At 64.1% G+C, this 21,374-nt stretch carries 23 protein-coding genes; 10 read left to right on the forward strand and 13 right to left on the reverse strand.

Annotated elements, in window-relative coordinates; all coding sequences use genetic code 11:
- Positions 1–47: 47 nt before the first annotated feature.
- The gene (locus tag AC3WK8_RS10795) at positions 48–236 is read right to left on the reverse strand and encodes a PFL_1563 family small protein (RefSeq protein ID WP_022642963.1); all 189 of its coding nucleotides are present in this window, start codon (positions 234–236) and stop codon (positions 48–50) included.
- Positions 237–585: 349 nt separating this feature from the next.
- Here AC3WK8_RS10795 and AC3WK8_RS10800 point away from each other — a divergent pair, with 349 nt between their 5' ends.
- Positions 586–1,422 (forward strand): CvfB family protein, encoded by an 837-nt coding sequence (locus AC3WK8_RS10800; RefSeq protein ID WP_103324874.1) that lies wholly within the window; start codon positions 586–588, stop codon positions 1,420–1,422.
- Between the two features lie 47 nt (positions 1,423–1,469).
- Here AC3WK8_RS10800 and AC3WK8_RS10805 read toward each other — a convergent pair whose 3' ends face one another.
- Positions 1,470–2,390 carry a LysR family transcriptional regulator gene (locus AC3WK8_RS10805; RefSeq protein ID WP_103324873.1) on the reverse strand — a complete coding sequence of 307 codons (921 nt, stop codon included), beginning with the start codon at positions 2,388–2,390 and terminating at the stop codon, positions 1,470–1,472.
- Positions 2,391–2,565: 175 nt separating this feature from the next.
- On the opposite strand from AC3WK8_RS10805, the gene AC3WK8_RS10810 reads away from it, so the two are divergent.
- On the forward strand, positions 2,566–3,411 hold the full coding sequence (locus AC3WK8_RS10810) for an SDR family NAD(P)-dependent oxidoreductase (protein WP_103324872.1): 846 nt from the start codon (positions 2,566–2,568) through the stop codon (positions 3,409–3,411).
- A 6-nt stretch (positions 3,412–3,417) separates the two neighbouring features.
- Here the strand turns inward: AC3WK8_RS10810 and AC3WK8_RS10815 are convergent, their stop codons facing one another.
- Positions 3,418–4,578, reverse strand: a complete 1,161-nt coding sequence (locus AC3WK8_RS10815) for an MFS transporter (RefSeq protein WP_103324871.1) — start codon at positions 4,576–4,578, stop codon at positions 3,418–3,420.
- A gap of 104 nt (positions 4,579–4,682) precedes the next feature.
- On the opposite strand from AC3WK8_RS10815, the gene ptrR reads away from it, so the two are divergent.
- Complete coding sequence (gene ptrR / locus AC3WK8_RS10820; protein WP_103324870.1) at positions 4,683–5,576, forward strand: putrescine utilization regulator PtrR; 894 nt, start codon at positions 4,683–4,685, stop codon at positions 5,574–5,576.
- Between the two features lie 134 nt (positions 5,577–5,710).
- Positions 5,711–5,839, forward strand: a complete 129-nt coding sequence (locus tag AC3WK8_RS10825; RefSeq protein WP_022642969.1) for a PA1414 family protein — start codon at positions 5,711–5,713, stop codon at positions 5,837–5,839.
- Positions 5,840–5,917: 78 nt separating this feature from the next.
- Here AC3WK8_RS10825 and AC3WK8_RS10830 read toward each other — a convergent pair whose 3' ends face one another.
- The 5 genes from AC3WK8_RS10830 to speB all read right to left on the reverse strand — a co-directional run bounded on the left by AC3WK8_RS10830 (position 5,918) and on the right by speB (position 9,882).
- Positions 5,918–6,178, reverse strand: a complete 261-nt coding sequence (locus AC3WK8_RS10830) for a hypothetical protein (RefSeq protein WP_085595962.1) — start codon at positions 6,176–6,178, stop codon at positions 5,918–5,920.
- Positions 6,179–6,205: 27 nt separating this feature from the next.
- Positions 6,206–6,469 carry a hypothetical protein gene (locus AC3WK8_RS10835; protein WP_022642971.1) on the reverse strand — a complete coding sequence of 88 codons (264 nt, stop codon included), beginning with the start codon at positions 6,467–6,469 and terminating at the stop codon, positions 6,206–6,208.
- Between the two features lie 280 nt (positions 6,470–6,749).
- Entirely contained in the window at positions 6,750–8,129 is a 1,380-nt protein-coding gene (locus tag AC3WK8_RS10840) for a sodium:solute symporter family protein (RefSeq protein ID WP_103324869.1), read from the reverse strand.
- Between the two features lie 423 nt (positions 8,130–8,552).
- The gene (locus AC3WK8_RS10845) at positions 8,553–8,921 is read right to left on the reverse strand and encodes a DUF4440 domain-containing protein (protein WP_103324868.1); all 369 of its coding nucleotides are present in this window, start codon (positions 8,919–8,921) and stop codon (positions 8,553–8,555) included.
- Positions 8,922–8,931: 10 nt separating this feature from the next.
- On the reverse strand, positions 8,932–9,882 hold the full coding sequence (speB, locus tag AC3WK8_RS10850; protein ID WP_022642973.1) for an agmatinase: 951 nt from the start codon (positions 9,880–9,882) through the stop codon (positions 8,932–8,934).
- A 357-nt stretch (positions 9,883–10,239) separates the two neighbouring features.
- Here speB and AC3WK8_RS10855 point away from each other — a divergent pair, with 357 nt between their 5' ends.
- Together AC3WK8_RS10855 and AC3WK8_RS10860 are read left to right on the forward strand one after the other, a co-directional pair.
- On the forward strand, positions 10,240–11,133 hold the full coding sequence (locus AC3WK8_RS10855; protein WP_031321135.1) for a LysR family transcriptional regulator: 894 nt from the start codon (positions 10,240–10,242) through the stop codon (positions 11,131–11,133).
- 172 nt (positions 11,134–11,305) lie between these two features.
- Complete coding sequence (locus AC3WK8_RS10860) at positions 11,306–11,902, forward strand: tRNA-uridine aminocarboxypropyltransferase (protein WP_085595956.1); 597 nt, start codon at positions 11,306–11,308, stop codon at positions 11,900–11,902.
- A 15-nt stretch (positions 11,903–11,917) separates the two neighbouring features.
- On the opposite strand, the gene AC3WK8_RS10865 is transcribed toward AC3WK8_RS10860, so the two are convergent.
- A complete protein-coding gene (locus AC3WK8_RS10865) occupies positions 11,918–12,313 on the reverse strand; it encodes a YbaN family protein (RefSeq protein ID WP_022642976.1) in 396 nt (131 codons plus the stop codon).
- 10 nt (positions 12,314–12,323) lie between these two features.
- Positions 12,324–12,911, reverse strand: a complete 588-nt coding sequence (locus AC3WK8_RS10870) for a UPF0149 family protein (protein ID WP_053135167.1) — start codon at positions 12,909–12,911, stop codon at positions 12,324–12,326.
- A gap of 332 nt (positions 12,912–13,243) precedes the next feature.
- On the opposite strand from AC3WK8_RS10870, the gene recQ reads away from it, so the two are divergent.
- Both recQ and AC3WK8_RS10880 read left to right on the forward strand, forming a co-directional pair.
- Entirely contained in the window at positions 13,244–15,367 is a 2,124-nt protein-coding gene (recQ, locus tag AC3WK8_RS10875) for a DNA helicase RecQ (RefSeq protein WP_103324867.1), read from the forward strand.
- A 121-nt stretch (positions 15,368–15,488) separates the two neighbouring features.
- Entirely contained in the window at positions 15,489–15,923 is a 435-nt protein-coding gene (locus AC3WK8_RS10880) for a MarR family transcriptional regulator (protein WP_085595951.1), read from the forward strand.
- A gap of 100 nt (positions 15,924–16,023) precedes the next feature.
- Here AC3WK8_RS10880 and AC3WK8_RS10885 read toward each other — a convergent pair whose 3' ends face one another.
- The gene (locus tag AC3WK8_RS10885; protein WP_103324866.1) at positions 16,024–18,213 is read right to left on the reverse strand and encodes a patatin-like phospholipase family protein; all 2,190 of its coding nucleotides are present in this window, start codon (positions 18,211–18,213) and stop codon (positions 16,024–16,026) included.
- 71 nt (positions 18,214–18,284) lie between these two features.
- Between AC3WK8_RS10885 and AC3WK8_RS10890 the strand changes: the two genes are divergently transcribed.
- Positions 18,285–18,572 carry an Rdx family protein gene (locus tag AC3WK8_RS10890; RefSeq protein WP_022642980.1) on the forward strand — a complete coding sequence of 96 codons (288 nt, stop codon included), beginning with the start codon at positions 18,285–18,287 and terminating at the stop codon, positions 18,570–18,572.
- Here AC3WK8_RS10890 and AC3WK8_RS10895 read toward each other — a convergent pair.
- Positions 18,566–19,459 carry a DMT family transporter gene (locus tag AC3WK8_RS10895; protein ID WP_103324865.1) on the reverse strand — a complete coding sequence of 298 codons (894 nt, stop codon included), beginning with the start codon at positions 19,457–19,459 and terminating at the stop codon, positions 18,566–18,568. The genes AC3WK8_RS10890 and AC3WK8_RS10895 overlap by 7 nt on opposite strands.
- A 46-nt stretch (positions 19,460–19,505) precedes the next feature.
- On the reverse strand, positions 19,506–20,321 hold the full coding sequence (locus tag AC3WK8_RS10900; protein ID WP_085595945.1) for an AraC family transcriptional regulator: 816 nt from the start codon (positions 20,319–20,321) through the stop codon (positions 19,506–19,508).
- A gap of 132 nt (positions 20,322–20,453) precedes the next feature.
- Here AC3WK8_RS10900 and AC3WK8_RS10905 point away from each other — a divergent pair, with 132 nt between their 5' ends.
- Positions 20,454–21,275, forward strand: coding sequence for a UDP-2,3-diacylglucosamine diphosphatase (locus tag AC3WK8_RS10905; protein WP_022642984.1), 822 nt, complete (start codon positions 20,454–20,456; stop codon positions 21,273–21,275).
- The last annotated feature ends 99 nt before the right edge of the window (positions 21,276–21,374 follow it).

The raw sequence follows: 21,374 nt of genomic DNA on the forward strand, positions 1-21,374 counted from the left end.
CCGACGCTTGGAGCAAGCGCCAGGGGACCAGGAAAAGCGGGGGAGTATTACTTCTTGCCGAGGCTGATCTGCTTGGACGGGCTGAAGGTCTGGCCGCTGACGCCCTTGGCGATCTGCTGGATCTGGCCACCGGATTTCAGGAAGGCCGCGACCTGTTCATTGATCGATTCGCTGGTTTCCACCACGGGGACAGGTTTGACTTTGCTGCTGGAGTTTTTTACTCGCATGATTGCCATTTAACCTTTGGGAAAATTAATTTGGCCAGCCATCTTAACAGAGTCGCCCGATAATTGTTTGTTTCCCCGGGTGTTAGTGCAGGTCGGAGTTTATCCTTGTTCCTGAAGCGGTATCTCGAATATGTCGCTAAGTCGCTGTTTTAAATAAGACCTGCCCGGCCAGTGGCGACTGCGGCGCGAGGGAAAATGGCCAAGACGGTGCCCCCTGGCCTGACGAATGGACTGCAGTCTGTCGCCAAAGCCAGGAAAACCGCTGCCTGGCGCGGATTTTCCGCCGCGGTGCCACAGCGGCGCCAACCTGGCCATGGAAAACAGGTAGAATGCCGCCCACGCAATGAGGGTATTGGAAATGGCTTTAGTCGGGCGTTACAACAGTTTGCAAGTGGTTAAACACACCAACTTCGGTTTGTATCTGGATGGCGGTGCGGATGGCGAGATATTGCTGCCCAATCGTTATATTCCCAAGGATATTCCCAGTGAAGATGAAGATTGGCTGAACGTTTTTGTTTACCTGGATAGTGCAGACAAGTTGATTGCAACAACCGAGAAGCCGAAAGTCCAGGTCGGTGAGTTCGCCAGCCTCAAGGTCGTCGAAGTCAACAGCATCGGCGTTTTCCTGGACTGGGGACTGTCCAAGGACCTGCTGTTGCCGTATTCCGAGGAAAAGCGCCAGCTCAATGCCGGTGATTACTGCGTGGTGCATGTCTACCTGGACCGCCACACCCGCCGCATCACCGCCACCGCTCGCCTGGACCGTTACCTGGACAAGACCCCGGCCAACTACCAGGCCGGCCAGGAAGTCGACCTGCTGGTGGTGGAGTTCACCGACATGGGTTTCAAGGCGATCATCAACAACAAGCACTGGGGCCTGATCCACAAGAACGAGGTGTTCAAGTTCCTGCGTTCCGGCATGCAGGAAAAGGGCTTCATCAAGGAGCTGCGTGCCGATGGCAAGATCAGCCTCAGCCTGCAACCTGTGGGGGCCCAGGCCGCCAGCAGCCTGAACGCCAAGATCCTGGCCAGGCTGCGGGAAAACAACGGCACCCTGGAGGTCAGCGACAAGAGCGACCCGGCCCTGATCAGCCGCCTGTTCGGGGTCAGCAAGGGCAATTTCAAGAAGGCCATCGGCGCCCTCTACAAGCAGGGCGAGATCGTCATCCACGCCGATCGTATCGAGCTCAGCTAAGGCTCGTTCCCTTCCATTCCGGGGGCTTGGCGTCCCCGGGGCGGCTCTCAGGCCACTTCGGCGGACGCCGGTGGCGCAAAATCCAGCAAGTCGATGAAGTTCTCCAGCAGTGGCGAAGCATTGAGCCGGTTGTGGCTCATGTACAGGCCGATGCCGGGATTCGGCTTGCGCTCCAGCGCTGTCAACGGGCGGAACACCACCTTGTTCCGCAGGGTGGTATCGGCCACCGATTCCGGTACCAGCGCCACTCCGAAACCACAGGCTACCAAGCCGATCTGGGTATGGACCCGCGCCGCTTCCTGGGCCACCCGGGGCTGGAAACCGGCGGCTGCACACAGGCCCATCAACTGGCTGTGGTATCCGCTGCCCAGGGGCTGGGGGGTGAACACGAAAGCCTCGTCGGCAAACTCCTGCAAGCGCACCTCCTGGCTGTTGGCCAGTGGATGCCCGGCAGGCAGGGCCATGACGATCCGCTCGTCGAGGATCAAGCGTGATTCGATGGAGTCGGCAGGCAAGGGCAACAGGCGCATGAAGGCGATATCCGCCTCGCCCGCCAACAGGGCCTTGGCCTGGCTGGCGGAGGGCATCTCGCGGATGACCAGCCGGACCTTGGGATAGCTTTCGCGAAAACGCCGCAGGCCATGGAGCAGGCCATCGTAGTAGGTCAGGGACAGGGTACAGATGGTGAGCTGGCCGGCAATACCTGCACCGACCTGGCGCGCTTGCTCGATACCCTGCTCCAGGTCCTTCAGGGTACGGTAGGCGACATCGAGGAATGTCGAGCCGGCCGGGGTCAGCCTGACCTCGCGCCGGTTGCGGATGAAGAGGCCGAAGCCGAGCTTCTGCTCGAGGCGATGGATAGCCTGGCTCAGGGCCGGTTGCGCCATGAACAGGCGGTTGGCGGCCTTGTGGAAGTTCAGTTCCTCGGCGACCGCGATGAACTGCCTGAGCAGGCGGGTCTCGACCATTTCTCGCATTCCCTCGTTGGCATTGAGCGACAGGCCGTCATCATAGAGGCGCCGCCGGCAGGCTCCAACCGGGCCCGGGCTGATAGCTGCGGGGTATCAGTGGCGCATCGATAAAGTATCAAGTCCTCCCGTTGTTTGTTGTTAAGGTGCGGGCGACACAACAGGAGAGGCCAACATGGATTTCAAGGGTAGGACTGCCATCGTCACCGGGGGCGGGCGCGGCCTGGGCCTGGACTATGCCCGCGCGTTGGCCGGGCTGGGCGCCCAGGTGGTGATCAGCGACCTGGGCACCGATCGCCTGGGCGCGGGCGCCGATGAGCAGGTGGCCGTCACCGCGGCGCGCATGCTGCAGGCCGAAGGCGGGCAGGTGGTCGCCCATGCGGGCGACCTGGCCGATGAAGCCACGGCCCGGCAGTTGGTGGCCCTGGCCGTCGATACTTTCGCCGGGGTGGACATCATCATCCATAACGCCGGCTGGGTCGGTTACCAGGGCATCGAGGACACCGACCGCGAGTTTCTTTCGCGGGCGCTGGACGTCAACGTGCAGGCGCCGACCTGGTTGTGCAAGCACGCCTGGCCCTATCTCAAGCGCTCTGGCGTGGCGCGGGTGGTCCTGACCACCTCGGACCGGGCCATGTATCAGCAGTATGCCCAACCCGGGCTGTTGGCCTATGCGGCCGGCAAGATGGCCCAGTTGGGCATCATGAATGCCCTGGGCATGGAGGGGCGGGAGCACGGGATCCTGGTGAACGCCGTCTCGCCGGTGGCCAAGACCCGGATGTGGGGCGTGACCGAGGCCCCGGTCGAGCTCAAGCCGGAATGGGTGACCCCGGGAGTGCTCTACCTGGCCAGCGCCGCTTGCCGTGATAGTGGCTACGTACTGCGGGCCAGCAATGGCCAGTTCACCGCGACCCGCTTCAGTGAGAACCCCGGGGTCGACTATCCCCGGAGCCTGGCTCGGGTCGCGGCGAGCAGTGTCGAGGATGTCGCCCGCCTGTGGGAGCAAATCAAGGAAGGCTGAGCAGTCTCAGGACAGCGCCGCGCACGAGGGCTGCAGCCGTTGTCGGCTCAGCAGCAGGCCCCCGCCAAGCAGCAGGCCGCCACCCGCAACCAGCAGGGCCAGTTGCAGGCTGCCACTGAAGTGGCTGCTCAGCGCCGCCAGGAGTGGGCCGCTCAACTGGCCCACGGCGAAACAGGCGGTGAGCAAGCCGGTGTTGCGCTGGACGGCGTGGGGCGCCAACTCCCGGGAACGTTGCATCACCAGTTGCATGCAGGCCAGGAACGGCGTGCCGCACAGCAGCACCCCCAGCAACAGCCCCCAGCCGCTGTCCAGCAGGCAGACAAAGACGCCGATGGCCTGTAGCCACAAAGTCGCGACCAGCCAGTGGCGGGTGCTGTCCGGATAGTGCCGGCGCAGGCTGACCAGCAATACCCCCAGGGCGGCGGCCATGCCGAACCCGGGCCAGAACAGGTCGGCCTGCCATTGGCCATGGAATTGGGCGCTGGCCATCTGCGCGAGAAAGGTCGCGGGGATGATGTAGCCCATGCCGTACAAACCGTAGACCAGTCCCAGGCGGCCCACGCCAGGCTCGCTCACGGGGTTGGCCTGGACGGCAGCCTGCGGGCCGGTGCCGGCCTGGGGCAGGATCGGCAGGATGACCAGCAGCATCAACAAGGCCACTGCGGCGTACAGCAGCCACAGCTCGGCCGAGTCGTGCCCCAGCAGATTGGAGCCCAGGGCCAGCAGGCCGGTGAGCATGATGCCCAGCCCGGGGCCGGCGAACACCAGTGCTCCCAGCCGCGGGCGCCCGGCAGCCTGGGCCAGGGGCTGGCTCAAGGCGGTGATCATCACCAGAGCCCAGGCGCTGGCCACCCCGGTGCCGAAGCGCAGGAGCAAATGCGGCCAGAAGCCCTGGGCCCAGAACGACGCCAGGGTCAGCAGCACGCACAGCCACAACCCTCCCAGCAGGCGCCCGCGCACCTGGGACGGGCGTCGTGCCAGCATCGCATCCAGGGCGCCGATGAGATAACCCAGGTAGTTGGCGGCGGCGATCAGTCCGCCGGCAGTCAGGTCGACCTGGCCTTCGCTGATCAGGTGCGGCAATTGCGGGGTCAGGGCGAAGCGGCCAATGCCCATGGCCAGCATCAGGGCAACGAAACTGGCGAGCAGACGGATCAGGGGAGACATGGTCGTTGTTCCAGTGACAGGGAGGATGACCGTCAGGCTAGAGCCGATTGACTTTCTTTAAAAATGAATAATATTGAGCAACTTGTTCAGTTTTGGAGAAGGTCATGGAGTTCAGCCAACTGCGTATCTTCCAGGCCGTAGCCGAAGAAGGCTCTATCACCCGGGCCGCCGAGCGCTTGCACCGGGTGCCGTCGAACCTGTCCACCCGGCTCAAGCAGTTGGAGGATCAACTGGGCGTCGAGCTGTTTCTGCGCGAGCGCCAGCGCCTGCAACTGTCGCCGGCGGGCAAGGTGTTGCTGGACTATGCCGCGCGCCTGTTCGCCCTGCACGACGAGGCCCAGGCGGCGGTGCTGGGGGGGCAGCCGGCCGGCGATTTTGTCCTGGGTACCATGTACAGCACGGCGGCCATTCACCTGCCGGGGCTCCTGGCGCGGTACCACCGTACCTATCCGGCGGTGAACCTGCATGTGCAATCCGGCCCCACGGGCGAGCTGCTCGAAGGGCTGCTCGCCGGACGCCTGGATGCCGCGCTGGTGGACGGGCCGATGGAACTGGCGGGGCTGGACGGCGTGCCTTTGTGCAAGGAGAACCTGGTGTTGATCAGCGAGGTCGATCATCCGCCGGTGCACACGGCCCTGGATGTCGAGGGGCGGGCGGTATTCACCTTTCGCCAGGGCTGTTCCTATCGCATGCGCCTGGAGTCGTGGTTCGCCCATTACCATGCGGCAATGGGCCGGGCCATGGAGATCGAGTCCTATCAGAGCATGCTGGCCTGCGTGATCGCCGGTTCCGGGATTGCCCTGATGACTCGGTCGATGCTCGATAGCCTGCCCGGGCGCGAAAGCGTGGCGGTGCATCCCCTGGCCGAGCCGTTCGCCCACTCCACCACCTGGCTGATGTGGCGCAAGGGCATGGTGGGGGCCAACCTCAATGCCTGGATCGAACTGCAACAAGGCTCCGCTGGTCCGATAGAGCAGTCGGTGCGTGCCTTGGCATGAGCGGTCCTGGGCGATTGGCCATAATCCAGTAACAGTTCATTGCCATTACAGGGCAGCGCGCGGGAAAACTTAGGACTATTATCTGCTTGAGGCGGCGTATGACAGCCGCTTGGCATGACCCTTGAGGGGGCACTATGAAAGACAAACTGCAAAGCTGGCTGCACGACCTTGGCGTTGCACTGGGCCTGATCGAGCCACCGCTGCAACCGGTGCCGATTCCTACCGAGGAAGAACTGCGGCGCCGTCGGCAACGTCGTCGCTGATCTCGCTGCGAGAGCGGGGACAGGCCCCGGCTCTCGCCCGCAGCTCCCTGACGCCGGGCCGCAAGCCGGCCCTGCGAATCAATCCTCTTGTCGCCGAGACATCTCCAGTAACCACTCGATCAGTTCCTGAACGCAGCGCAGTTCCTGGAGCGCGCGCTGTTCCTCGCCGGTGGGAACGCACAGGCCGAAGCGATCCTCCAGGCGCCACAGCAACTCTTCCAGATCATCCCGCTCCAGCCCAAGGTCCCTGAGCTCGCTGCCATCGTCCAGGCAGGTGCGTTCGCCCAGCCAGCAGCGAATGAGTGCATGCACGGCCCGACGGGCTTCGCTGCGGTTCATCGGACCGCCTTGGGCGATGATCGCGGGTCACGGATGCATGGGGCGAAGGTCCCGGCGCCGGGTCTTTTCCAGGATGAACAGGCTCAGCTCGCTGATGGAGTGGATCCAGTACAGGTCGTGTTCGGCGTCGAGTCGGATGTCGAACTCGTTTTCCAGGCTGTGCAACAGGGCCTTGAGGTCCAGGGAGTAGGTGTCGCTGGTTTGCGCCTGGCTGGGAGGGGTCCGCCATTTCTGCGCCATTTGGGCTTCGATGGCCTGGCGGATGCTTTGCTGGATGTCGAAACGGTCCATAAACACCTCGGGGCAGGGGGAGAGGTTTTTATTGTTATGACCCCGTCCAAGGGTGATGCGATAGCGCGCACAGTTGCTGCCAGCGATCCTTGTACCGTTCTCCTGCAGGAACGATCGTCGCTGAGTCAGAGTACAGCACAGGAATTTTGCCGCAGGGGTGACCATTCGTCCCCTGGGAAATGCCGCAAGCCTTGTGCTGCGTTGCCTGGGCGTAAAAAAAACGGGTGCGGCCACCGACGCCGCACCCGTCGAAGAAAAACTTCAGCTACCGCTCTTCAGCTCAGATCGCGCTGGCCAGCGGGGCCGTGCGTCGCGAAGCCAGGCTGACCGCCACGAAGCTCACCAGGCCCGCCATCAGGCTGTAGTAGATCGGAGTGTTGGCATCCAGGCCGTCCTTGAACATGAACACCAGGGCGGTGATGAACCCCAGGCTCATGCTGGCGATGGCTCCGGCGGTGGTGGCGCGCTTCCAGAAGATCGCCCCGATCAGCGGGATCAGCATGCCGCCTACCAGCAGGTTGTAGGCCAGGGTCAGGGCACTGATCACGTCGTTGACCACCAGCGCGATACCCAGCACCACGATGCCGGTGAGCAGGGTGAACAGGCGGTTGATCCCCAGGCTCGATTGCTTGCCGCCACGCAGCCGTGGCAGCAGGTCCTCGGTCAGGGTGGTGGAAGCGGCCAGCAGGCCGGCGCTGGCGGTGGACATCATGGCGGCCAGGGCGGCAGCGATCACCAGGCCACGGATGCCGTCCGGCAACGAAGCCTTGACGATGGCGGCGAAGGCGTTGTTCGCGTTATCCAGATCCGGCAGCAGCACGTGGGCGGCCATGCCGATCAGGGCGCAGGCCAGGCCGTAGAGCACGCAGTAGAAGCCCGCCAGGGTGCCGGCGTACTGGGCGACTTTCTCGGTCTTGGCGGTGAATACCCGCTGCCAGATGTCCTGGCCGATCAGGATGCCGAAGAAGTAGATCATGAAGTAGGTGATGATGGTGTCCCAGCCGATGGTGGTGAAGCTGAAGCTCGCCGCCGGCAGCTTGGCCACCAGTTCATCCCAGCCACCGACGCGGTAGAGGCAGATGGGCAGCAGCAGGAACATCAGGCCGACGGTCTTGATCACGAACTGGACGATGTCGGTCAGGGTCAGCGACCACATGCCGCCGATCGCCGAGTAGATCACCACAACGCCGCCGCCCAGCAGCACCGAGAGCCAGAACGGCAGGTTGAACAGCACTTGCAGCACGGTGCCGATGGCGAGGATCGAGGTCACGCCGATCATCAGCGCGTAGGCCAGCATGATCACCGCGCTAGCCTGGCGGGCCATGGGGTTGTAGCGCTTTTCCAGGACCTGGGTCACGGTGAAGATCCGCAGCTTGAGCAGCGGCTTGGCCAGCAGCAGGTTCAGGGCGATGATCCCGGCGCCGAGGGCGGCGCACAGCCAGAAGCCGGAGATGCCATGGACGTAGCCCAGGCGCACGGTGCCGACGGTGGACGCGCCGCCCAGCACGGTGGCGGCCATGGTGCCCATGTACAGGGTCGGTCCCAGGTTGCGTCCGGCCACCAGGTAGTCTTCGTGGGTCTTGGCCTTGCGCATGCCGTAGTAGCCGAGCACCAGCATGCCGGCGGCGTAGATGAGTACGACGAATAGATCTAGAGCCATGATGGCGTGTCTCCGATTATCTTTTTTATGTGAAACAAACAGGTCATGTGCCGCGGTGGCTGGCGCGCCACCGCGCGCAGGTCAGGCGACTTGGCGCAGGGAGCTACGCCGGCAACGACGGGCATGCTGGTGGTCGCACGAATCCTCGGGGCGGGAGGTCTGGGCAGGTTTCGGGCAGGGGCCCGACAGAGCGTTGCCGCAGCTACCTAGCGAAGAGGGGGCGAGGGAGGGCGACAGGCCGCGCAGCGAGCCACTGAGGCGTTCGGGCACAGTAAGTCGGATGTCGGCGGAGATAGGGCGCAGGCGGTCGCGGGCTCCCGCGTTGTGTGCGCCACCGGGGATCTGTTCGACCCTGTTGAATTCAGTACCGCTAAGGCGTGTTTCTTTGTTTTTGTTATTCATGATCTGCTCCGATCACATTGGCTAAGGGGGTGGCAGCCCTTCCGGCATCGCGGACAAAAATTCGTGGCAGGCCAGCCATAGGCCTTCTTGTTGTTGGCGCAACCCGAAGGTGGCGCGCTCCTGGCTAAAGTGTTGCTCCCCTTGCATGCGCGACATCGTAGCCACGTCATGAATTAACCCGCCGGCATCGGCTTGCAGGCCGGCGCCAACGTTGTTCGCGCTACGTGTCCGTACCGCGAAATCATCCCTGGTCCGCCGCCGACACTGCGATGCCGGTTCGGCATCACGGGACAGCGACGGTTGGGGATGGTGGTGACGCAAGCCGGCATCGGCCGTTGGCGCCGCGAGCCATCCGGCTGCGGCGTCGAGCACGTAATGCCAGTGGCTCATGCCTTGGTTCTCAGCGATGAGTCACGCCGGGCAACACGCAGAGCATTTCGTAGAGCAGGTTGGCCCCCAGCAGCGAGGTGTTGCCGGTGGTGTCGTAGGGCGGCGAGACCTCCACCAGGTCGCAGCCCACCAGGTCCAGGCCCTGGCAGCCACGGACGATTTCCATGGCCTGGATGGTGGTCAGGCCGCCGATTTCGGGGGTGCCGGTGCCTGGTGCCCAGGCCGGGTCGATGCCGTCGATGTCGAAGCTCAGGTACACCGGACCGTTGCCGACCTTCTCGCGGACTTCGGCCATCAGCGGGGCCAGGGACTTGTGCCAGCACTCTTCGGCCTGCACCACACGGAAGCCCTGCTTGCGGCTCCAGTTGAAGTCCTCGGCGGTGTAGCCCTGGGCCCGCAGGCCGATCTGCACCACGCGGTCGCAATCCAGCAGGCCTTCTTCCACGGCGCGGCGGAAGGTCGTGCCATGGGCGATCTTCTCGCCGAACATGTGGTCGTTGACGTCCGCGTGGGCGTCGATGTGCACCAGGCCGACCTTGCCGTGTTTCTTGTGGATGGCCCGCAGGATCGGCAGGGTGATGGTGTGGTCGCCGCCCAGGGTCATGGGAATGACGTTGTGTTCGAGGATGGCGTCGTAGGCTTCCTCGATGATGCGCACGGCGTCCAGCAAGTTGAAGGTGTTGATCGCCACGTCGCCGATATCGGCCACGTTCAGCGAGTCGAACGGCGCGGCGCCGGTGGCCATGTTGTAGGGACGGATCATCACCGATTCGGCGCGGATCTCCCGCGGGCCGAAGCGGGTGCCGGAGCGCAGCGAGGTGCCGATGTCCAGGGGAACGCCGACGAATGCGGCATCCAGGCCGGCAGGGGTGGTGACATGGGGAAGACGCATCATGGTGGCGATGCCGCCGAAACGCGGCATTTCGTTGCCGCCCAGTGGTTGGTGGAGAGTCTTGTCCACGGGATAGGCCTCATCGTTGTTCTATTTATGGGGTCGAGGGCGCAGCAGGTCCTGCCCATTCGACCGAGTGAGGCCGATTCTGCGAAATGTAGTGCGGGGAAAGAATCGCTACGGGCAAATACTTAGTTCAGATTTTTCTAAACTAATTGCAGCGGGCAGGCTAGACTCTGGCGCGCTTTCCAAGGCCCTGCATGGCGCAGGCGCTCGCTCCCGGCTGGTAATGCAGTCGCCGTCATCCGGGTTGCCGGGGCTGATTTGAAGTGCACATGGACGTCATCGCAGTTGCTCGACCGCCCAGCGTCGCGAGCCTGTGCGCCACAGGGAAGGTGTCTTTTTCACCTGCTAGCGGAGCCTGTCATGGCCAACGCTTTACCTGATCTGAAACTATTGCGCATCTTCGTCAGCGTGGTGAGGCATCAGGGGTTCGCCAATGCCCAGCATGAGCTCAATCTGTCGACGTCGGCCATCAGCACCTACATGAGCCAGCTGGAAGCGTCCCTGGGGTTGGTGTTGTGCCACCGGGGACGGGGCGGGTTCAGCCTGACCAGCAAGGGCGAGTTGTTCCACCAGGAAACCCTGCGCCTGCTGGGTGAGCTGGAGGGCTTCGAACAGTATGCCGCCGCGCTCAAGGGCGAGTTGCGCGGCACCCTGAACCTGGGGGTGATCGACTCCACCGTGAGCGACAAGGCCCTGCCGTTCGCCGAAGCGATTGGCGCCTATAGCCAGGAACACCCGGCGGTACACCTGCACTTGTCGGTGATGAGCCCCCACGAGCTGCAATTGGGGGTGCAGGACAATCGCCTGGACCTGGCCATCGGGGCTTTTTCCACGCGCATGAGCGGCCTGGTGTACATGCCGCTGTACCGCGAGCAGCACTGGCTGTATTGCAGCAACCGCCATCCGCTGTACAGCGAGCGGCGGATCCCCGAGCAGGTGATCACCCAGCAGCGCATGGTGGGGCGTGGTTACTGGAGCCAGGCCGAGTTGGCCCGGCATGGCTTCAAGCACAGCGCGGCGACGGTGGAGAGCATGGAGGCGCAGTTGATCCTGGTGCTCTCCGGGGCCTATATCGGCTACCTGCCGGAGCACTATGCCCAAGCCTGGGCCGACAGGGGCGATCTGCGGGTGTTGCTGCCTGCGACCTTCGGTTACCAGGCGCCGTTTTCCATGATCATGCGCCGTGGCCGTGGCCGGGAGCCATTGATCCAGACTTTCCGGGACCTGCTCAAGGCCCAGTTGAACCAGGTCTAGCTAGCAGGTCGTTAAAAAACTACCTGCGTTGCCATCGCTGCGTTGAAAACAGGCTGGTGCGCCAGCCTGGTCAAAATGCTCATTTACCACGCGTAAACTGCGCTTTTTCGCTTGTTTTCGCCCTGCGCTGGCTGCCTCGCCTACATTTTTCAACAGCCTGCAAGGAGTTTTCATGTCTCGAGCACGTTGCGAGCGATGCCTGCGTCCAGCTGGCCATTGCCTGTGTCCGCTGATTCCACGGTTATCCAGTCGCACCCGGGTATTGGTGTTGCAGCATCCGAGCGAGGTCAATCACGCCCTGAATACCGCGCGGCTGGCGGCACTGGGGCTGAGCAATGCCGAGCTGAGGGTCGGGGAAGTGTTCGAGGACCTGCCGGAGCTGCTCGGGCGTCCCGGATACCAGCCGCACCTGCTGTTTCCGGCGGACGCTGCCCAACCGCTGCGGGCCTACTCGCCAAGCCAGGAGCCGATGTTGCTGGTGGTCCCCGATGGTACCTGGCGCAAGGCGCGCAAGCTGTTGCATCTCAACCCGCTGTTGGCGCAATTGCCCCGGGTCACCCTGGAGGCTACGCCGGCCTCGCGCTATCGCCTGCGCAAGGCCCCCGGTCCCGGTGCCCTGTCGACCCTGGAGGCCATAGTCGAGGCATTGCAGGCCCTAGAGGCACCGGCTTCGTTCGAGCCGCTGCTGCGTCCCTTCGACGCCTTGATCGAAGGCCAGATCGCCGCCATGGGCGCCGAAACCTACCAGCGCAACCACGCCAAGCCCTGATCCCGCTCGGGTTTTTCAGGGCCGGCGCAGGGTCTTCTGGCGCAGGATGTAGATGCTCACCAGCACCGCGCTGGTGAGCATGAAACCGCGGGCCCAGGGCAATGGCACCAGGTAGCAGGACAAGCCGATGCTCAGCCACATCAGGCCGATCGCATAGATCTTGCCCTTGAGCGGAATGCCGTTGCCTTCCAGATAGTCGCGGATCCATGGACCCAGGCGCGGGTGGTCTACCAGCCATCGGTAGAAGCGCGGAGAACTGCGAGCGAAGCAGGCGGCCGCCAGCAGCAGGAAAGGAGTGGTGGGCAGTACCGGGAGGAAGATGCCGAGTACCCCTAGCGCTACGCTCGACCAGCCGATGGCCAGTAGAACGTAACGCAACAGCAGGGGACGCTGGCCTATGGGCTTGGCCATAGGCTCGGGCTCAGTGGTGGCGAGGCTTGAGCAGTGCCGGTTTTTCGTCGGGTGCGTTGCACAGCAAGTACAACGCGGTCAGTGCTTCAGGAATCTGCACGATCATGTCGTCCATCAGGTTGGCATCGCTGGCAATGTCGGAGAACTCGGGCTGTTCGTCGAACAGGCCGGAACCCACCATGATCGGCAGGAGCATCTCGCTGACTTCTTCCTCGGCGGTTTCGAACCAGGCCGCTTCACGCAGGAATACGCCTTCCATGAAGCCGATGCACCAGCCGCGCAGGTCGGAGTCGTCCGGGTCGTCGCCCAGGTCGAGATCGCAAGGCAGTTCGAATTCTTCATCCGAGGCCAGTTGGCGCGCGATGTGCGCCTTCAGGGCCAGCAGGGTCGATTCGATGGCTTCGCGCTCGGCGGCATCGCGGTAGTGCGGCTCCTCGGCGAAGAGGGTGTCGATCCATTCACGCTCGGGGACGCTTTCCGAGCAGATCGACAGCGCGGTCAGGTAGCCGTGAGCGGCCACGTAGTCCAGCGCCTCGTCGTGCAGATCATCTGCATCGAGGAAGACTTGCAGGCGGGTTAGTTGCTCAGCGAAGGACATTGACGGCTACCTTGGGGAATAAACGATGCTGAATTCTAGGCTTTCTTGAGCGCCCAGGCCAGCCACGATGCAGCTGCGAGCGGTTCCAAAGGTTACCAGCGGTCCATTGTCGGCGCCCTTTGCGGGGGAGGGCTCGGGTATACTCGCGCGTTTCGTGTGACCCGCCAGGCCGATGGCCAGGCCGGGTCCGCCCGCCCAGGCAGGTGCCGCGGTTCCAAGCACCGGTGCAAGTGGGCGTTGCAACCTGGCGGCGACGCCTTGCCAAGCCCCATCGCACAGGCGGCCGGGCAACGGCGTCCCCCTGGTGATTTCCGTAATTTTTGGAGTTTTTCATGCTCGAACAGGCTCAGCGCGTCCTCAAGGACATCTTTGGCTACGACAGTTTCCGTGGTCGCCAGGGGGCGATCATCGAGCGCGTGGCTAGCGGTGGCGACGCGCTGGTGCTGATGCCCACCGGTGGCGGCAAGTCCCTGTGCTTCCAGGTCCCCGCATTGTTGCGCCCTGGCCTGGCGGTGGTGGTTTCGCCATTGATCGCGCTGATGGAGGACCAGGTCGCCACCCTGGAGGAGCTGGGGGTCGCAGCCGCGGCGCTGAACTCTACCCTGAGCCCCGAGCAGCAGCGTGACCTGGCGGTGCGTATCCGGCGTGGCGAAGTGAAGATGCTCTACCTCGCTCCCGAGCGGTTGGTCCAGCCGCGGATGCTGGCGTTCTTGCAGAGCCTGGATATTGCCCTGTTCGCCATCGACGAAGCCCACTGCGTATCCCAATGGGGGCATGACTTCCGTCCCGAGTACCTGCAACTGGGGCAACTGGCGGAAATGTTCCCCGAGGTGCCGCGAATCGCCCTGACGGCCACCGCCGACAAGCGAACCCGCGAAGAGATCGTCAATCGCCTGCACCTGGAGAACGCCGAGCGCTTCCTGTCCAGTTTCGACCGGCCGAACATCTTTTATCGGATCGTGCCCAAGGAGCAGCCGCGCAAGCAGTTGCAGGCATTTCTCAACGAGCGGCGCAGCGATGCCGGGATCGTCTACTGCCTGTCGCGCAAGAAAGTCGACGAGGTGGCGGCGTTCCTCTGCGAGCAGGGCTTCACCGCCTTGCCCTACCACGCGGGGTTGCCGGCCGAGTTGCGCGCCTATAACCAGAAGCGCTTCCTCAACGAGGAGGGGCTGATCATGGTGGCGACCATCGCCTTCGGCATGGGTATCGACAAACCCAACGTACGTTTCGTCGCCCACCTGGACTTGCCCAAGTCCCTGGAGGCCTACTACCAGGAAACCGGGCGTGCCGGTCGTGACGGCCTGCCGGCCGATGCCTGGATGGCCTATGGGCTGCAGGACGTGCTGATGCTCAAGCAGATGCTGCAGAATTCCGAGGGCGACGAGCGCCACAAACGTCTCGAGCAGCACAAGCTCGACGCGATGCTGGCGCTGTGCGAGGAAACCCGTTGCCGGCGCCAGGCGCTGCTGGCCTATTTCGATGAAGACATGCCGCAGCCCTGCGGTCATTGCGACAACTGTGTCGATGGAGTGCAGACCTGGGATGCCACCGAGCCGGCGCGCCAGGCGCTGTCGGCGATCTACCGCACCGGCCAGCGCTATGGCGTCGGGCACCTGGTGGACGTGCTGTTGGGCAAGGACACGGAAAAGGTCCGCAGCTTCGGTCATCAGCACTTGTCGGTGTTCGGTGTCGGCAAGGCCCGTAGCGAAGGCGAGTGGCGCTCGCTGTTCCGCCAACTGGTGGCTCGCGGGTTGGCCGACATCGACCTGGAAGGCTACGGCGGCTTGCGCTTGAGTGACAGTTGCCGGCCGTTGCTCAAGGGCGAAGTCTCCCTGGAGCTGCGCCGCGATCTCAAGCCGCAAACCGCGGCCAAGAGCACCAGTCAGGCCAGCCAGCTGGTTCGGGGCGAAGAGCGCGAGCAGTGGGAAGCGCTGCGGGCGTTGCGCCGCAAGCTGGCGGAAGAGCACGGCGTACCGCCCTATGTCATCTTCCCTGATTCGACCTTGCTGGAAATGCTCCGCAGCCAGCCTGGGTCCAAGGCCGAGATGGCTCGGGTCAGCGGTGTCGGTGCCCGCAAGCTGGAGCGCTATGGTGCGGCGTTCCTCGAGGTGCTGGGCGGAACTGCCGAGGCGCCGAAGGTGGTTGCCGATATTCGTCATGAACTGATCACCCTGGCCCGTGCCGGCATGACTCCGGTGCAGATCGCCGGCCAGTTGCAATGCACCGAAAAGAACGTCTACACCCTGCTCGCCGAAGCGATCGGCAAGCAGCAATTATCCCTGGAGCAGGCGCTGGATTTGCCCGAGGACTTGCTGGGGGAAATCCAGGACGCGTTCCTCGATGGCGAAGGCGAGTTGCCGCCCGTGGCCGAGGTGATCGAGTTGTTCGCCGGCCGGGTGCCCGAGGGCGTGTTGTACTGCGTGCGTGCGGCGCTGCAATCGGAGTTCGAGATTTAAACTTGGGTGCGTCAATGTTGTAACGATTCAGTGCCTTACAGAACTTGCCTACTGGCAAGGGGCATGCTTAGCTGACTAATAATTAGTTTTTCTTTATTTTCAGCCTGATCATGAGTGTTTTATGCCGTTGACCGATGAACACCGTTTTGGCATGCAGCTGGCGCATATGTCCCGCGGCTGGCGTGCTGAACTGGACCGCCGCCTGGCTGGCCTGGGCCTCTCGCAAGCCCGCTGGCTGGTGCTGCTGCACCTGGCCCGTTTCGAAGAAGCGCCGACCCAGCGCGAGTTGGCGCAAAGCGTCGGCGTGGAGGGGCCGACCCTGGCCCGTTTGCTCGATAGCCTGGAAACCCAGGGCCTGGTCCAGCGGCAATCGGTGATGGAAGATCGCCGGGCGAAGAAGATCGTCCTCTGCCCTTCGGCGCGCCCCCTGATCGACCAGATCGAGACCATCGCCACTGCCTTGCGCCATGAATTGTTCATTGGCGTCGATGAAGAGGACATGCGGGTGTGCATGCGCGTCCACGGACGTATCCTGGCCAACCTGGAAAAGTCCTGAAGCCTGCGACCGGGGTCGCCTGACTCCGGTCTTCATCATCTCCCTTCACTGCTGATCCTGCTGGTCGCCACTGCGCCAGCGGGCCGCTGGCGCACGCTTGTCAGAAGGTCTGGCCCAGGTTCAGCGACAGGGCCTTCTGGTTTTCGTCGTTGAAGCCGTAGCTGAAATTCAGCGGCCCCAGTGGCGTATCGAAGCCCAGGAAGATACTGGCCGCGTTGATGTAGCCACTGTCGAAGGCGTTGTCGTTGTTCCACGCCCGGCCCCGTTCCAGGGAGCCGCCCAGGTACAGCGGGAAATCCAGGGGCAGGTAGGAGCGTGGTGTGAGCCGGCGGAAATACACCGCCCGGGCCAGGCTGATGTTCTGTCCCGACAGGGCGTCTTGGCGAAACCCCGACAACTGTCGCGCACCGCCCAGCAGGAAGCTGGACGTCACCACGTCGGCGGCGTCCAGGGTCCGCCCATAGCGCCCGCCGAGGATGAAGGTGTTGGGGCCGCTGCTCAGGGCCTTGTCCAGCTTGAACTCCCATTGGCGGTAGTGCTTGTCCGAACCCAGGCCCGGTTCGAACTGGCGCAGGGTCAGGTGAATGTCTTCACCCGAGTGGGGGAAGTAGACGTTGTCCAGGGAATCGAAGGAGTACTGCAACTGGTAGTAGCCTTCGTTGAAGTGCAGCTTCGGCAGGTCCTGGTCGCCGATGCGCACATCGGCATTGCCCCAGGCTTCGCCCACACCGAAGCGCACCTCGCCGCTGTTGCCGATCTGCCGACCCAGGTTGAGGCCGAAGCCGTAGCGCTCGACGCGGTATTCGGCGATGGGGTCGTTGTCCAGGGTGGCCTCGACGTTTTGCGACTGCGCGGAGATGAATGGGGCGACGAAGTAGCGCGAGCCGGCATCCAGCGGTTGGTAGAACTCGCTGTACAGCTCCTGGCGGTCGCCGATCTGCAGTCGCGTCAGCCACTCCGCGCCGAGGCTGTTGATGCCGTTCATGCGGTAGCTGGCGCCGATGTTGAAGGCGCTCTCGCCGCGCAAGTCATCGGACAGGCTCAGGCCCAGCCGCAGGTAATCGGTGCCGCTGCGCTTGCCCCGGGCGCTGATCACCAGGGTATTGTCCTGGCCCTTGTGGATCACCCGGTATTGCACCTGCTCGAAGAAGTCCAGGCCGTAGAGGGTGCCCATGTCGGTTTCCAGGCGGCCCAGGTCCAGGGGCTCGCCGATGTGCTGGCGGATGTAGTAGCGGATGACGTCGTCACTGACCTTGGAATCGTTTTCCACCTTGATCTGGCTGATGATCGGCGTGCGCTGGCTGGGCTGGCGGGCGGCGGTGAGCTGCGCGGGCTGCGGATTTTCCCGGCGCAAGTGGGCCAGTCGGGCGTCGAGGATCCGGGTGGCGCGGTAGCCAGCGTCGATAATCTCCTGGGCGCGGCCGAAATCGGTGACGCCGAATGCCGAGAGTGCCGGCTGGACCAGCACGTCGCCCTTGTGCAGCGCGGCCAGCTGTTCCTCGGAGTTGCGCCGGGTCATCAGGGTGATGGACTGGGTCAGCACGTCGACCACGGTGTTGAGCTGCTTGCGCGAGCGCAGTGGCGTGCCGATATCCACCACGATGGCGATATCCACGCCCATTTCCCGGGCCACATCCAGCGGGATGTTGTCGGTCATGCCGCCGTCTACCAGCAACCGGCCGTCGAGTTCCACCGGGGCGAATACCGCCGGGATCGACATGCTGGCGCGAATCACCTGGGGCAGGTGGCCCTTGCGGAACACGACTTTTTCACCACTGGCGATATCGGTGGCTACCGCCCGGAACGGGATCGGCAGCTTGTCGAAATCGCGGGTGTCGCTGGCGTGGGCCAGCTTGCTTTCCAGCAACAGGGCGAGGTTCTGGCCCTGGATCACGCCCAGCGGCAGGCCCAGGCTGCCGTCGTCGCGGAAACTGAGCTTCTGCTTGACCAGGAAATCGCGGTCATCCTGCTTGCGCCGAAAGGGCACGTCTTCCCGGGGCGGCGCATCGGACAGGGCCTGCTTCCAGTCGATCTCCAGGGCCAGCTTCTCCAGCTCGTCGATCTGGTAGCCCGAGGCGTAGAGCCCGCCGATCACCGCACCCATGCTGGTGCCGGCGATGGCGTCGATGCGGATGCCTTGTTCTTCCAGGGCCTTGAGCACCCCGACATGGGCCAGGCCGCGGGCGGCGCCACCGGACAGCACCAGGCCGATTTTCGGATGCGCCGGCTCGGCGCATTGGGCGATCACGGGGAGCAGGCAGAGCAACAGGCAAGACAGCAAGCGGCGCATCAGGCTTCTCGGGGCTGGCGATAAAGCCGGCTATTATAGCGACGCCCTCGAACTCAGGACCCGGCCGTACCATGACTGAACGTAAACCCGAAGTGATCATCACCTATTGCACCCAGTGCCAGTGGCTGCTGCGAGCGGCCTGGCTGGCCCAGGAGCTGTTGAGCACCTTCAGCGACGACCTGGCCAAGGTCTCCCTGGAGCCCGCCACCGGCGGTACTTTCCGCATCCAGTGCGATGGCGTGCAGATCTGGGAGCGCAAGGCCGATGGCGGTTTTCCCGAAGCCAAGGTGCTCAAGCAACGGGTCCGCGACTGCATCGATCCCGAGCGTGACCTGGGCCACAACGACCGGTCTCAGTGAGAGCCGGCCTGGGCGGTTTTGCCCTGGCTGCCTGAACCCGCGGACAGGCGGCTGGAGACCACGATCGCGGTGATGATCAAGGCTCCGCCCAGCAGCATGCGCAGGGTCGGGTTCTCGCCGAACAGCACCCAGGCCACGGTGATCCCGTAGACCGGCTCCAGGGCGAAGACCACCGCCGCGGTGCGTGCCTTGATCACCGCCAGGCTGGCGACGAACAGGCTGTGGGCCAGGCCGGTGCAGAAGATGCCCAGCAGGCTGATCCACAGCCAGTCCATGGCGCGTACCTCGGGCAGTTCCGGCGCCGCCACCGGCAGCAGGCAAAGGCCCACCACCAGGTTCTGGCACAGCGCCGCCTGTACCGCTGGAATCCGTCCCGAGCCGGCGCGGTTGTTCAGCGACAGCAGGGAGAACAGCAAGCCCGAGGCCACGGACCAGAGCAGGCCGGTGGTGGCTTGGCTGGCGAGGTCGAAGTCCGGGGTAACCAGCACCAGGCCGATGCTCACCAGGGCTACCAGCACGATCTCGTTGATGCGGATCCGCTCGCGGAAGATCAAGCCTTCGAGGATCACCGTGAAGGCCGGGAAGCTGGCAAAACCCAGGGTGGCGATGGCCACGCCGGCGATCTTGACCGAGACGAAGAAGCTCACCCAGTGGCCCGCCAGCAACAGGCCGCTGAGCAGCAAGCGCAACCAGTCGCCGGTGGCCAGCCGCTGCCAGGGCGCATTGCTGGCCAGGCGGGCGAAGAACCCCAGGGCGAGCACGGCGAAGGCCGCGCGGCCGAACACGATGACCGCCGGTGAAGCGGCGGCCAGTTTGCCGAACACACCGGTCAGGCCGAACATCAGTGCGCCGATATGCAGGGCGCCAAGGGCGGTACGCGGGGTCATGTCATTCCTTAACGCAAGACGGGCCGTGATGGCCGGGACGATGGGCTCAGTCTACGGGGCCGGCACCGATGTCGTCTGTCGCGAGGCTGCCGGCTTTTGTCGCGCAACTCGCGTGCGCTTCTTGGCGCAACTGGCGGGGCGAGCGGCCGAATTCGCGCAATATCGCCGCCGAGAAAGCGCTCTGGGAGCCATAGCCTACGCGGTCGGCCACCTCGCCGATGGGCATCGACGAGCCACGCAACAGTTCCACGGCCATGTGCAGGCGCCGGCTGCGCACGTAGTCCATGGGCGTGCGCCCGCATTCGGCGATGAAGCGCGCGTGCAGGCGTGTGCCGGACAAACCGGCGATTCGCGCCAGGTCGGCCACCTGCAAGGGATGGGCGGCGTGGCGATCGATATGGGCGTTCAGCGCGGCAAAAGGCAGGCGTCGTTCACCAGGGTGGCCAGCGGCCGGCTGGTTGAGGCTGGCCAATAGCAGCACCGCCCCTTGCTGGGCGATCACCGGGTCGTCCACTGGGCTGTCCGCCAGCCAATTGACCAGGCGGCTCTGGTTCGGCGCCAGGACCTGGCGCCGCGGGCTGTCGAGCAAGCGCCGGCTGGCCTCGGCATGTTCTCCCAGGGACTGGCCGAGCCAATGTTCGCCGGGTATGTCCAGCACCAGGCACTGGCTGCCGCCGGGGCTGCCGCAGATATGCCGCGCGCCGGCCGGCACCACCACGAAGCTCTGCTGCCGCACCTGGCTGCCCCGGCCCTCGACCTCGAAGTCGAGTTGGCCCGAAAGGCCGAATACCAGTTGCGCATGCTCGTGGCTGTGGGCGATCAGGTCGTGGCTATAGTGGCGCAGGGTGAGGATAGATCCCATCGCGGTCTCCTTGGCAGGCCCGCAGTCTACACCGGCCGTCGGGCCTTTCGCGCTGTCATCGCTCTGCCGCATATCTGTCATGGGCCATTCACCGCTTGGGAGCAAGCTCGCAAAAAATCCCGGAGAGCGTCCATGACCCATGCCGAACTCGCCAAACCCAGCCGCAAGCAGCGGGTACGCACCCTGTGGATCTCGGATGTGCACCTGGGCACCCGGGATTGCCAGGCCGAGCACCTGGCGCAGTTTCTCAAGAGCTATCACGCCGACCGCATCTACCTGGTGGGCGACATCATCGATGGCTGGAAGCTGCGGGGCGGGATGTACTGGCCCCAAGCCCACACCAACGTCATCCGTCGCTTGCTGACCATGAGCAAGCGCGGCACCGAGGTGATCTACGTCACCGGCAACCACGACGAATTCCTGCGGCGCTATTCCAAGCTGATCCTGGGCAACATCCAGTTGGTGGACGAGGCGGTGCACGTCACCGCGGATGGCCGCCACTTGCTGGTGATCCACGGCGACCAGTTCGATGTCATCACCCGCTATCACCGCTGGCTGGCGTTCCTGGGCGATTCGGCCTACGAGTTCACCCTGACCCTCAACCGCTGGCTCAACCACTGGCGGGCACGCTACGGCTATGGCTACTGGTCGTTGTCGGCCTATCTCAAGCACAAGGTCAAGACCGCCGTGAGCTTCATCAGTGATTTCGAGGAAGCCATCGCCCATGAATGCGTCAAGCGCGAGCTGCACGGTGTGGTCTGCGGCCATATCCACCATGCCGAGATCCGCAAGGTGGGCGAGGTGGAATACCTCAACTGTGGGGATTGGGTGGAATCCTGCACGGCGCTGATCGAGCACTGGGATGGCACCATCGAGCTCTATCGCCTGGCCGAGGCCCAGGCCCGCGAGGCCCAGCTCAAGGCCGAGCGCATGAAGCTGGCCGAACCTGCCTGAATCCCGTGGTTTGGGTGGGCGTGAGCCGGGCTGCCCGGCTCGGGCAGCCCGTCCTGAAGCTATTTAGCGCAGCAACCTGGCGGCGACGAGGCTGGCGCT

This window comes from Pseudomonas sp. FW507-12TSA, from assembly GCF_058781435.1.

Coding starts and splice junctions, on each gene's coding strand:
- AC3WK8_RS10795 (WP_022642963.1), bottom strand. CDS start 236: ATGGCAATCATGCGAGTAAAAAACTCCAGCAGCAAAGTCAAACCTGTC.
- AC3WK8_RS10800 (WP_103324874.1), top strand. CDS start 586: ATGGCTTTAGTCGGGCGTTACAACAGTTTGCAAGTGGTTAAACACACC.
- AC3WK8_RS10805 (WP_103324873.1), bottom strand. CDS start 2,390: ATGGTCGAGACCCGCCTGCTCAGGCAGTTCATCGCGGTCGCCGAGGAA.
- AC3WK8_RS10810 (WP_103324872.1), top strand. CDS start 2,566: ATGGATTTCAAGGGTAGGACTGCCATCGTCACCGGGGGCGGGCGCGGC.
- AC3WK8_RS10815 (WP_103324871.1), bottom strand. CDS start 4,578: ATGTCTCCCCTGATCCGTCTGCTCGCCAGTTTCGTTGCCCTGATGCTG.
- ptrR (WP_103324870.1), top strand. CDS start 4,683: ATGGAGTTCAGCCAACTGCGTATCTTCCAGGCCGTAGCCGAAGAAGGC.
- AC3WK8_RS10825 (WP_022642969.1), top strand. CDS start 5,711: ATGAAAGACAAACTGCAAAGCTGGCTGCACGACCTTGGCGTTGCACTG.
- AC3WK8_RS10830 (WP_085595962.1), bottom strand. CDS start 6,178: ATGAACCGCAGCGAAGCCCGTCGGGCCGTGCATGCACTCATTCGCTGC.
- AC3WK8_RS10835 (WP_022642971.1), bottom strand. CDS start 6,469: ATGGACCGTTTCGACATCCAGCAAAGCATCCGCCAGGCCATCGAAGCC.
- AC3WK8_RS10840 (WP_103324869.1), bottom strand. CDS start 8,129: ATGGCTCTAGATCTATTCGTCGTACTCATCTACGCCGCCGGCATGCTG.
- AC3WK8_RS10845 (WP_103324868.1), bottom strand. CDS start 8,921: ATGAGCCACTGGCATTACGTGCTCGACGCCGCAGCCGGATGGCTCGCG.
- AC3WK8_RS10855 (WP_031321135.1), top strand. CDS start 10,240: ATGGCCAACGCTTTACCTGATCTGAAACTATTGCGCATCTTCGTCAGC.
- AC3WK8_RS10860 (WP_085595956.1), top strand. CDS start 11,306: ATGTCTCGAGCACGTTGCGAGCGATGCCTGCGTCCAGCTGGCCATTGC.
- AC3WK8_RS10865 (WP_022642976.1), bottom strand. CDS start 12,313: ATGGCCAAGCCCATAGGCCAGCGTCCCCTGCTGTTGCGTTACGTTCTA.
- AC3WK8_RS10870 (WP_053135167.1), bottom strand. CDS start 12,911: ATGTCCTTCGCTGAGCAACTAACCCGCCTGCAAGTCTTCCTCGATGCA.
- recQ (WP_103324867.1), top strand. CDS start 13,244: ATGCTCGAACAGGCTCAGCGCGTCCTCAAGGACATCTTTGGCTACGAC.
- AC3WK8_RS10880 (WP_085595951.1), top strand. CDS start 15,489: ATGCCGTTGACCGATGAACACCGTTTTGGCATGCAGCTGGCGCATATG.
- AC3WK8_RS10885 (WP_103324866.1), bottom strand. CDS start 18,213: ATGCGCCGCTTGCTGTCTTGCCTGTTGCTCTGCCTGCTCCCCGTGATC.
- AC3WK8_RS10890 (WP_022642980.1), top strand. CDS start 18,285: ATGACTGAACGTAAACCCGAAGTGATCATCACCTATTGCACCCAGTGC.
- AC3WK8_RS10895 (WP_103324865.1), bottom strand. CDS start 19,459: ATGACCCCGCGTACCGCCCTTGGCGCCCTGCATATCGGCGCACTGATG.
- AC3WK8_RS10900 (WP_085595945.1), bottom strand. CDS start 20,321: ATGGGATCTATCCTCACCCTGCGCCACTATAGCCACGACCTGATCGCC.
- AC3WK8_RS10905 (WP_022642984.1), top strand. CDS start 20,454: ATGACCCATGCCGAACTCGCCAAACCCAGCCGCAAGCAGCGGGTACGC.